The organism is Pseudomonas sp. FYR_5, from assembly GCF_043106315.1.
Lineage (GTDB): Bacteria > Pseudomonadota > Gammaproteobacteria > Pseudomonadales > Pseudomonadaceae > Aquipseudomonas > Aquipseudomonas putida_Y.
Map to the genome: position 1 here is coordinate 1 of NZ_JBICMK010000002.1, position 9,441 is coordinate 9,441.

Sequence of the window (9,441 nt, forward strand, 5' to 3'; positions counted from 1 at the left end):
AAAGCAGCCCCAGGCCCTCAACCCTCACCCAGAATCTCAACCACCTCTATTACCTGTTCCCCCACCGGCCGCTGCCAGACCACCTCATCACCCGGCCCAGCCCCGAGCAATGCCCGCCCCAATGGCGAACCCCAGTTGATCAAGCCCCGCCCGGCATCCGCCTCATCCTCGCCCACCAGCTGCACCACCTGCTCCTGGTCCTGCGCATCGACAAACCGCACCCGACTACCAATCTGTACCTTGCTATGGGAAGTCGCCGCGGGTACCACCTGGGCGCTTTGCACCCGCGCGCTGAAGTAGCGCAGATCCCGCTCGGTATCGGCCAGCCGTTGCTTGTCACCCCGTTCGCCCTGCGCCTGCAGTTCGCTGCGCAAGGCATTCAGCTCGGCCACACGCGTTTGCAGCTGGCGCAGGCCGCTGGCGGTGACGTAGTTGGGTTGTTCGCTGATGCGCCGCTCAACCGGTTGGTCGGCCTGGGCGGCGGCTTGGTCTTCGTTGACGAATGCTCGGCTCATGAAGGGCCTCCTTGTGCGTGAGACCATCATGGCAGGCCGCCGGTTTAAAGGAATGTCCGTTTGCGACTCAGTTGTGGCGATAGGCCTTGGCTGCGCCGCGGTCTTTTTCCTGCTCCCACTCGCGGTCACGCTGGTCCCAGAAACGCTCGTGGTATTGGCGCTGTTCTTCGCTGTTCTGCATGGCATGACACTGGCGGAAGCCATCGTCCCAGCCGGTTTCGTACTGACGCTCGTGCAGGTAGCGCGGTACGTTTTTGCGGAAGTTGCCTACCATCAGCCCGGCCGCCTGGCGGCCACTGCTGCAGCCGTCCTGGAAGCCATCCGCATAGGCGGGAGGGTAACCGTGGTTGACCATCTGCTCGTGGGTGGTTTCGCAACCTGACAGCAACAACGCGACGCACACGCTGAACCAGTACCGCGACATAGCCACAAAACCCTCCAGTTGATGGTGGAAAGTCTAGGTGGCTATTTGTCGGGTAGGTGTCAAAACAGTGTCAAAGAGTTGGTTCGGTCATACTGCTTTGCTAGCCTAACCGGCCAATTCGCGGGCAAGCCCGTTCCCACAGGTACTTGCCAGGCCTCGAATCCTGTGAGGACCCTGTGGGAGCGGGCGTGCCCGCGAAAGGCCGCAAAGCGGCCTCAGTAGTGATACCACTTCAGCTCGAGCATCACCTCGTTCTGTGCCGTGGCCAGGTGGCTGAACTCACGCGAAGCGCTCAACCGAAGCCCAAGGTTCTGGCTGATTTCCCACTGCTGGTTCAGGCTTACACTGCGCCGCACTTCGCCGTTGGTGAAGTAATCGCCCTTGGCCTCCAGCGTCATGTTGCCCAGCGCGTTGCGCCAGAGCAGGCCGCCATTGAAGCCTGCCGCCGGGGCAATGAATTGAGCGAAGTCGTTGTGATGCTCGACCCGCACCGTGCCCAAGGCAAATCCCAGCAAACCGTCGGCCAGCTGCCAGGTGCCGCCAGCGCCGCCATTCACATGGCTCACCAGCACTTCGTCGTCATGCTTGCCCGGTACCCGCTCCAGCCCGCCAGCCACTTGCCATGACCAAGGCTTGAGCAGCTCGTTACGGGGTGTCAGTGAACGGATGGTGGCCAGGTCCAGGCGCTGCACCTGCCAATCATTGCCTTCATACTGGCGCAGCTTCAATTGCAGGATTTCGATCTGTGCGCCCAGCGGGAAGCCATAGGCGTTGTCATTCAGGTCGTGGTAGGCCATGCGCAGGCCATATTCGGCGTAGGCGCGGTCTTCGCGGGTGCCCACGCCCAACTGCCAGGTGCGCGAGTCATGGCCATCCTCGGGCAACCCGGGGCGCTCGATCTGCAGGGGGGGCGGTGGGTTGCTGTTGATCGCCCGTAGCAACTCGAAGCTGCGCTTGGCCTGTCCTGGATCGCGTTCCTGGCCATTGGCCCGATACCGCTCAAGGCGATACGCGGCATCTTGCACCAATGCTTGGCGTTCACGAGGCAGCGCCTGGAATTCAGGGCTTTGCAATTGCGCAGTGTCGGCGCTTACAGCCAGCACCTGGCGCTTTTCGTTGAGCTCGAGTGGCTCGGCCCTGGCCAGCAATTCACGTTCGCGAGAGGGGCGGTAAGTTTCGCTGGCGACCAGGCCAGACTGCTTCACGGCTTTTACCGTGTCGGTGGGAATGGCGGTCAGCGGGAACTGAGACGTCAGGTCCAGGCTCGGCCGGGCCACTTGCAGCAGCTCCAGCAGACGATACGAGCAGTTCTCGTCGAAGAAGAAGTAATCGAACTGGATCTGCTTCAACTCCCATACGTGCTCGACCATGCGTCCGGTTTCTTCGGGGGTCAGGTCCAGCTGGTATTCCCACAGGTCGCGGTTTTCCAGGCTGCGGTATTCGGACAGTTTTTCCTGGTAGGGCATTAGCGCGAACAGCCCTGGGTAGCCACCCATCAGGCCTTTCCAGGCGTACAGGATGCTGTTGTCGCTGCCTTCGATATAGGCACCGAAGTTGATCGCGTAGCTCAGCAGCGTGGTGTCGTCGCTGCGGGTGTTGGACTGGTCGATGCGCAGCAGGGTGTGACCGAACATCGACGACGGGCTGTTCAGGTAGGCTGCCGGGAAGATCAACGCGGCGCTGTGCGGGTCGATCGACTGGTACCAGGTCTTGAATTCCTGGCAATCCGGTTGCGGCAAGTCTTGCAGGTCGAGCTGTTCGCGCAGCCAGCGGGTGCGCGCGGGGAATACGCACTGGGCGTGCTTGTCACCGAGGCTGGCCGGGGCATACAGCGCGTCGACCGTAGCCTTGAGTTCCTGATCCGGATGGTGCGCGCCCTCTGCGGCGAGGAAGAACGCATCATCATCCACATAGCTGCGCCAGCCGCCGAGCTTGGCGGTTTCGTAATGACCAATGGCGAGCCAGTAAGGGGTATTGGCCAATTGCTGGAGACGGCCTGGATCCAGCACAGGGGCGGCATGAACAGGGGCGCAGGCACACAGCGCCAGGCAAGCGAAGCGTTTGAGCATATCGGGCAACTACTTCTTGACGATGCCGAAAAAGGCGAAACCCGCCCCAGGGGTGGGGCGGGAGCAGCTGTGGTTAGGCCTCGGTAGCGTATTTGGCCAGGCGTGGGTCGCTCTTCAGAACGGCCAGGGTGTTGCTGTGGACAGTTTCGGCAGTGACGTCGGCGCTGCTGAAGATCTGGTTGAAGTGCTGGTGGGTGACCGAGTTGAAGTAGCTGCGGTCCTCCGGCGCTACGCCGAGAACGACGGCATAGGTGGTCAGAGCTTCGCCCTGGCCCATGGCCATGTCTTCGGACAGCTCGTTCATCATGCCGTTCATGGCGAACCAGGACTTGCCGCCATAGGTCAGCGAAGCCCTGGTCGAGCAGCCGTTGGTACCGGAGGTCATGCCGAAGGTGGCGTTACCGGAGGTGCCGTTGGTGGTAGAAGCCAGGAAGTGTGCCGGCGTGCCGCGCTGGCCTTCGAACAGCATGTTGCCCCAGCCGCAGTTCGGGCCGCCTGGCGCTTCGGCCATGGCGTTCAGCGAGACCACGGTGAACAGAGTACCCAGAAGAATCCGTTTCATAGCATTTGTTCTCTTTGTCTTAACCAAGGGTCAGGGTTTCTGGCAACTCGGTTGCCAGGTCGGGAAAGCTTTTCACCCACCCGCGCAGCTTGGAGTTTAGGCATGATCTAAAGGTTGCGTTGTTGATTGCGAAAAATTTGCTGTCACATGACTGCACCGGCTGCGACATAAAGTCCCGTGGAGCCTTGCAAGGCGCGCGCGGGCAGCGCCAGAATGCTGCTTATCTGCCCCGCCGAAGTAAGGAAACCCAATGCCCGATCCTGTCGCTGCGCGCCTGCGTCTTGCGCCTGAAGCCCTGACCCGGCGTTTCTCCCCCGAGCAGTTTGCTTTTACCCATACCGACGATCTGGAGCCGTTTCGCGGAGTCCTGGGCCAGGAACGTGCTGTCGAGGCCCTGCAGTTCGGCGTGGCCATGCCGCGCCCCGGTTACAATGTGTACGTGATGGGCGAGCCCGGCACCGGGCGCTTCTCGTTCGTCAAGCGCTACCTCAAGGCCGAGGGCAAGCGCCAGCAGACCCCGGCCGACTGGGTCTACGTCAACCACTTCGACGACACCCGTGAACCACGCGCACTGGAGCTGCCGTCCGGGAGCGCCGCCGAGTTCATCAGCGACATGGGCGGATTGATCGACAACCTGCTGTCGACGTTCCCGGCGGTGTTCGAACACCCGTCCTACCAGCAGAAGAAGGGCGCCATCGACCGCGCTTTCAACCAGCGTTATGACCGCGCGCTGGATGTGATTGAGCGCGCGTCGCTGGAAAAGGACGTGGCCTTGTACCGCGATGCCAGCAACGTCGCCTTCACGCCGATGGCTGATGGCAAGGCGCTGGATGAAGCGGAATTTGCCCAATTGCCGGAAGAGGTGCGCGAGCAGTTCCACGAGGACATTGCCCTGCTTGAGGAGCGCCTTAACGAAGAACTGGCCAGCCTGCCGCAATGGAAGCGCGAATCGAACAACCAGCTGCGCCAGCTCAACGAAGAAACCATCATGTTGGCGCTGCAGCCGTTGCTGGCGCCGCTGTCGGAAAAGTACGCCGAAAACGCGGCGGTTTGCGCCTACCTGCAATCGGTGCAGTTGAACCTGTTGCGTACCGTGGTCGAGCAACTGGTCGATGACAGCAAGTCCGACGCAGTGGCCCGCAAGCTGCTCGAAGAGCAGTACGCGCCCAGCCTGGTGGTGGGCCACCATGCTGACGGTGGGGCGCCGGTGGTGTTCGAGCCGCACCCGACCTACGACAATCTGTTTGGCCGTATTGAATACAGCACCGACCAAGGTGCGCTGTATACCTCCTATCGCCAACTGCGCCCCGGCGCGCTGCACCGTGCCAACGGCGGCTTCCTGATTCTCGAAGCCGAGAAGATGCTGGGCGAGCCGTTCGTATGGGATGCGCTCAAGCGTGCGTTGCAGTCGCGCAAGCTGAAGATGGAGTCGCCAATCGGTGAGCTGGGCCGTGTTGCCTCCGTCAGCCTGCAGCCGCAGGTGATTCCGCTGAACGTCAAGCTGGTGATCATCGGCTCGCGCCAGCTGTACTACGCACTGCAGGACCACGACCCGGACTTCCAGGAGATGTTCCGCGTGCTGGTGGACTTCGATGAAGACATGCCGATGGTCGATGAGAACCTGGAGCAGTTCGCCCAGCTGTTGCGCACCCGCACCAACGAAGAGGGCATGGCGCCGCTGACCAGCGACGCGGTGGCGCGTCTGGCCACCTACAGTGCTCGTCTGGCCGAGAACCAGTCGCGCCTGTCGGCGCGTATCGGCGACCTGTTCCAGCTGGTCAGCGAGGCTGATTTCATTCGCCAGCTGGCCAGTGACGAAATGACCGACGCAGGCCACATCGAGCGGGCGCTCAAGGCCAAGGCCACCCGTACCGGCCGTGTGTCGCAACGGGTGCTGGACGACATGCTCGCCGGCATCATCCTGATCGACACAGAAGGCGCGGCCATCGGCAAGTGCAACGGGCTGACCGTGCTGGAAGTGGGCGACTCGGCATTCGGCATGCCTGCGCGTATTTCGGCCACCGTGTACCCGGGTGGCAGCGGTATTGTCGATATCGAGCGTGAGGTCAACCTTGGCCAGCCGATCCACTCCAAAGGGGTGATGATCCTCACCGGTTACCTGGGCAGCCGCTATGCCCAGGAATTCCCGTTGGCGATCTCCGCGAGCATCGCCCTGGAGCAATCCTACGGCTACGTGGACGGCGACAGCGCCTCGCTGGGCGAAGCCTGCACGCTGATCTCGGCCTTGTCGCGCACGCCGCTCAAGCAGTGCTTCGCCATCACGGGCTCGATCAACCAGTTTGGTGAAGTGCAGGCGGTGGGTGGGGTCAACGAGAAGATCGAGGGCTTCTTCCGCCTCTGCGAGGCGCGTGGCCTGACCGGCGAGCAGGGGGTGATCATTCCGCGTGCCAACGTCGCCACCCTGATGCTTGACGAGCGCGTGTTGCAGGCGGTGGAGAACGGCATGTTCCACGTCTACGCGGTCAGCCAGGCTGATGAGGCGCTGAGCCTGCTGGTGGGCGAGGAGGCCGGGGTACTCGACGACAAGGGGCTTTTCACCGAGGGCAGCGTCAATGCCCGGGTGGTGGAGCGCCTGCGTGAAATTGCCGAGATGATCAGCGAGGAAGATATCGAGAAGGCAGAAAAGGAACGCCTTGAAGACGTGATTGCCCAAGCCAAACCGGCCTGAGTCAATAAACTGGCGCTAGCGGCGATGTGCTACCGTTCAGCGCCAGTTTTTCATCTTTCTGAACGATTCCTCTATGCTGGAACTTAAGGACAGAATCAGGTTCAGGATGGAAACAGCCTGATACTCAGGCTGAACAAGGCTCTTTGGAGGGGACGCGGCCATGCGCAACCTCAGCCTCACACGCCAGTGCCTGGGCCTGGTGACTCGTATCGAATGCAGCATTCGTCCACTGGCCGGGGATAACGGCATGTGGACCCTGCTGTTCGCCGCCGGCATGGCCGGTGAACAACCCTCCGCGATCAAGGCACAGGGGCCGTTTCACGGGCCGCTGGTGGCCGAATCGGTGCTCAATGCCATTGTCGACAGCCTGACCACGCATGGTTATCAGGTGGCCGAAGACCCGCAGATCTGGTGTCTGCATTTGCAGGCGCAGTTGCGGCGGATCAATGGCGAGCGGTGCCGGAATCTTGGGGATTACCAGTTTCATCCTGAGACCTGAAGAATGTCGGGGCCGCAAAGCGGCCCCCGGGCTTTTGCTGTAACAGGTGGCTGGCTATACTCGCCGTCGCTTTTCTAGTCACCTGATGAGTCCTGAACTTCATGGAACGTATCCTCGAAAACGCGATGTATGCCTCGCGCTGGCTGCTCGCCCCGATTTACTTCGGCTTGTCCCTCGGTCTGCTGGCCCTGGCACTGAAATTTTTCCAGGAAGTGGTCCACGTCCTGCCCAATGTCTTCGCGCTGAGCGAAGCTGACCTGATCCTGGTGATCCTGTCTCTGATCGACATGTCGCTGGTCGGCGGCTTGCTGGTGATGGTGATGATTTCCGGCTATGAGAACTTCGTCTCGCAACTGGACATCGATGAAAGCAAGGAAAAGCTCAACTGGCTGGGCAAGATGGACTCCTCGTCGCTGAAGATGAAGGTTGCCGCGTCGATCGTGGCGATTTCGTCCATTCACCTGCTGCGGGTGTTCATGGATGCGCAAAACATCTCCACCGATTACCTGATGTGGTACGTGATCATCCACATGACCTTCGTGGTCTCGGCGTTTTGCATGGGCTACCTGGACAAGCTGACCAAGCACTGAGTCCCGCCAGGCCTCACTGCAACTCCTGTGGGAGCGGGCATGCCCGCGAACACCGGCAAAGCCGGTGCCAGCCACCGCGTGGCCTGCTTCGCGGGCACGCCCGCTCCCACAGAGATCGAGGCTCAACTGACGAGTGGCGTCAGTCATGCCTTGCGCATTCTCCCTTCCTGTACAAAAAATGAGCTCTCATGCGTGGTTCCCATCGCGAGGTGCTCTCATGAACCTGCATCAGCTCAATACCGAGGCCAGGGCTGGCCATGTCGACGAACTGAACCTGATCGCCATCGAAGGCGGTGACTACCTGCTCGAGGCCCGGGTCAAAGGCCATCCTCACCCCCTGTCCGATACCCGCGGTGAACGCTTGCGCGTGCACTCGGTGGAAGATGCGCGCAAGTTGCTGCAAACCATCCCCATGGTCTCGATGAACCTGGTGCACTGGTCGGTGCAGGATGAAATGTGTGGTATGGGGACGCATCCGGAAGAAGACCTGAAGGTGCCGATTTCCCAGCGTTCGGCCTGGTAGCTGCTCGCAGCGCCCCAGTGTGCTAGGCTGCTCGCCCTTTTTATCAAGGGCGCGGCTGCACTGCGCCCTGCAGTGGAGCACGACAATGTCCGAACTCAACCTGTCTACCGATGAAACTCGCGTCAGCTACGGTATCGGCCGTCAGCTGGGCGGCCAGCTGCGCGACAACCCGCCACCTGGCGTCAGCCTGGAAGCCATCCTGGCCGGCCTGACCGATGCCTTCAACGGTGCCGACAGCCGCGTCAGCGAAGCCGACCTGTCGGCCAGCTTCAAGGTCATCCGCGAGGTGATGCAAGCCGAAGCTGCAGCCAAGGCCGAAGCCGCCGCTGCCGCTGGCAAGGAATTCCTGGTCGAGAACGCCAAGCGTGAAGGCATCACCACGCTGGCTTCGGGCCTGCAGTTCGAAGTGCTGACCGCCGGCGAAGGCGCCAAGCCGTCTCGCGAAGACAACGTGCGTACCCACTACCACGGCACCCTGATCGACGGCACCGTGTTCGACAGCTCCTACGAGCGTGGCCAGCCGGCTGAGTTCCCGGTAGGCGGCGTGATCGCTGGCTGGACCGAAGCCCTGCAGCTGATGAACGCTGGCAGCAAATGGCGCCTGTACGTGCCAAGCGAGCTGGCTTACGGCGCCCAAGGCGTTGGCAGCATCCCGCCGCACAGCGTACTGGTGTTCGACGTCGAGCTGCTCGACGTTCTGTAAGGTCGTTGGGGCCGCTTTGCGGCCCGTTCGCGAGTAAACCCGCTCCTCCCTGTAGGGGTAGGGGTCACCCGCGAAGAGGCCGGCCCTACCGGCCTCAATTCCAGTCTGTCCCCCCAGGGCGCAATGCCCGCGAATAGCAGAACAGAAACAGATTCCGTACCAGTTCCTTGAGCACCCCCGGCTCACTCGAATTCAGCCCGCTCATGTCCAGGTCACCCTGGTCACGCAGTTCGTCGAGGGCTGCTTCTTCAAGGACCGCGCACACTTCGCCGGTTTCCCGATGAAGAATGCGCAGGTAGGGGTGAGGGCGTTCCAGCCAGGCGTCGATCAGATAAGTCATGGCGATTCTCCTTGGATAGCAGTTCCAATGAGAATAATTCTTATTACTAGAATGGCAAGCGCCAATTGCCGGATTTTTCTGTGATCAGACTTTGCGGACGAACTCGGACTTCAGTTTCATGGCCCCGATGCCGTCGATTTTGCAGTCGATGTCGTGGTCGCCATCGCACAGGCGGATGTTCTTGACCTTGGTGCCGACCTTGACTACCAGCGACGAACCTTTGACCTTGAGGTCCTTGATCACGGTAACGGTGTCACCGTCCTGCAGGATGTTGCCGACCGAATCCTTTTTCACCACCTCGTCGCTGGCCGCCTCGGCATCGCCGCTGGCCGACCACTCGTGGGCGCATTCAGGGCAGATCAGCTGAGTGCCATCCTCGTAGGTGTATTCGGAGTTGCATTTTGGGCAGGGTGGCAGAGTGCTCACTTCGGTTCCTCAAACAAACAGACGGGCGGTTAAAAGCCCACATTGTAAAAGGTATTTTCCCGGAAGTGATTATGTCCGGACAAAAACATCGCGGGCAAGCC

11 protein-coding genes are annotated in these 9,441 nt (G+C 61.2%); 5 read left to right on the forward strand and 6 right to left on the reverse strand.

Going from position 1 to position 9,441, the window contains the following annotated elements:
* Positions 1-17: 17 nt before the first annotated feature.
* The 4 genes from ACF8RA_RS00030 to ACF8RA_RS00045 all read right to left on the reverse strand — a co-directional run bounded on the left by ACF8RA_RS00030 (position 18) and on the right by ACF8RA_RS00045 (position 3,570).
* A complete protein-coding gene (locus ACF8RA_RS00030) occupies positions 18-515 on the reverse strand; it encodes a GreA/GreB family elongation factor (protein WP_176685618.1) in 498 nt (165 codons plus the stop codon).
* A gap of 67 nt (positions 516-582) precedes the next feature.
* Positions 583-939 (reverse strand): hypothetical protein, encoded by a 357-nt coding sequence (locus tag ACF8RA_RS00035; protein WP_392514685.1) that lies wholly within the window; start codon positions 937-939, stop codon positions 583-585.
* Positions 940-1,154: 215 nt separating this feature from the next.
* Positions 1,155-3,008, reverse strand: coding sequence for a DUF4105 domain-containing protein (locus tag ACF8RA_RS00040; protein WP_176685619.1), 1,854 nt, complete (start codon positions 3,006-3,008; stop codon positions 1,155-1,157).
* A gap of 73 nt (positions 3,009-3,081) precedes the next feature.
* Entirely contained in the window at positions 3,082-3,570 is a 489-nt protein-coding gene (locus ACF8RA_RS00045; protein ID WP_021784170.1) for a DUF3015 domain-containing protein, read from the reverse strand.
* Between the two features lie 250 nt (positions 3,571-3,820).
* Here ACF8RA_RS00045 and ACF8RA_RS00050 point away from each other — a divergent pair, with 250 nt between their 5' ends.
* From ACF8RA_RS00050 to ACF8RA_RS00070, 5 genes are all read left to right on the forward strand, one after another.
* Positions 3,821-6,259: a Lon protease family protein gene (locus ACF8RA_RS00050; RefSeq protein WP_176685620.1), complete on the forward strand. Its 2,439-nt coding sequence runs from the start codon at positions 3,821-3,823 to the stop codon at positions 6,257-6,259.
* A gap of 160 nt (positions 6,260-6,419) precedes the next feature.
* Positions 6,420-6,758, forward strand: coding sequence for a hypothetical protein (locus ACF8RA_RS00055; RefSeq protein WP_176685621.1), 339 nt, complete (start codon positions 6,420-6,422; stop codon positions 6,756-6,758).
* A 101-nt stretch (positions 6,759-6,859) separates the two neighbouring features.
* Positions 6,860-7,348, forward strand: coding sequence for a TIGR00645 family protein (locus ACF8RA_RS00060; RefSeq protein ID WP_003247486.1), 489 nt, complete (start codon positions 6,860-6,862; stop codon positions 7,346-7,348).
* Positions 7,349-7,565: 217 nt separating this feature from the next.
* Positions 7,566-7,871 carry a DUF6482 family protein gene (locus ACF8RA_RS00065; protein WP_014589631.1) on the forward strand — a complete coding sequence of 102 codons (306 nt, stop codon included), beginning with the start codon at positions 7,566-7,568 and terminating at the stop codon, positions 7,869-7,871.
* Between the two features lie 85 nt (positions 7,872-7,956).
* Complete coding sequence (locus ACF8RA_RS00070) at positions 7,957-8,574, forward strand: FKBP-type peptidyl-prolyl cis-trans isomerase (RefSeq protein ID WP_176685622.1); 618 nt, start codon at positions 7,957-7,959, stop codon at positions 8,572-8,574.
* Positions 8,575-8,668: 94 nt separating this feature from the next.
* Here the strand turns inward: ACF8RA_RS00070 and ACF8RA_RS00075 are convergent, their stop codons facing one another.
* Complete coding sequence (locus ACF8RA_RS00075; RefSeq protein ID WP_209968083.1) at positions 8,669-8,914, reverse strand: hypothetical protein; 246 nt, start codon at positions 8,912-8,914, stop codon at positions 8,669-8,671.
* 84 nt (positions 8,915-8,998) lie between these two features.
* A complete protein-coding gene (locus ACF8RA_RS00080) occupies positions 8,999-9,340 on the reverse strand; it encodes a zinc ribbon domain-containing protein YjdM (protein ID WP_009686103.1) in 342 nt (113 codons plus the stop codon).
* Positions 9,341-9,441: the final 101 nt, after the last annotated feature.

What these genes read in the sequence shown, in the direction of transcription:
- ACF8RA_RS00045 (WP_021784170.1), bottom strand. Translation starts at nt 3,570, where the DNA reads ATGAAACGGATTCTTCTGGGTACTCTGTTCACCGTGGTCTCGCTGAAC.
- ACF8RA_RS00050 (WP_176685620.1), top strand. Translation starts at nt 3,821, where the DNA reads ATGCCCGATCCTGTCGCTGCGCGCCTGCGTCTTGCGCCTGAAGCCCTG.
- ACF8RA_RS00075 (WP_209968083.1), bottom strand. Translation starts at nt 8,914, where the DNA reads ATGACTTATCTGATCGACGCCTGGCTGGAACGCCCTCACCCCTACCTG.
- ACF8RA_RS00055 (WP_176685621.1), top strand. Translation starts at nt 6,420, where the DNA reads ATGCGCAACCTCAGCCTCACACGCCAGTGCCTGGGCCTGGTGACTCGT.
- ACF8RA_RS00060 (WP_003247486.1), top strand. Translation starts at nt 6,860, where the DNA reads ATGGAACGTATCCTCGAAAACGCGATGTATGCCTCGCGCTGGCTGCTC.
- ACF8RA_RS00040 (WP_176685619.1), bottom strand. Translation starts at nt 3,008, where the DNA reads ATGCTCAAACGCTTCGCTTGCCTGGCGCTGTGTGCCTGCGCCCCTGTT.
- ACF8RA_RS00065 (WP_014589631.1), top strand. Translation starts at nt 7,566, where the DNA reads ATGAACCTGCATCAGCTCAATACCGAGGCCAGGGCTGGCCATGTCGAC.
- ACF8RA_RS00030 (WP_176685618.1), bottom strand. Translation starts at nt 515, where the DNA reads ATGAGCCGAGCATTCGTCAACGAAGACCAAGCCGCCGCCCAGGCCGAC.
- ACF8RA_RS00070 (WP_176685622.1), top strand. Translation starts at nt 7,957, where the DNA reads ATGTCCGAACTCAACCTGTCTACCGATGAAACTCGCGTCAGCTACGGT.
- ACF8RA_RS00035 (WP_392514685.1), bottom strand. Translation starts at nt 939, where the DNA reads ATGTCGCGGTACTGGTTCAGCGTGTGCGTCGCGTTGTTGCTGTCAGGT.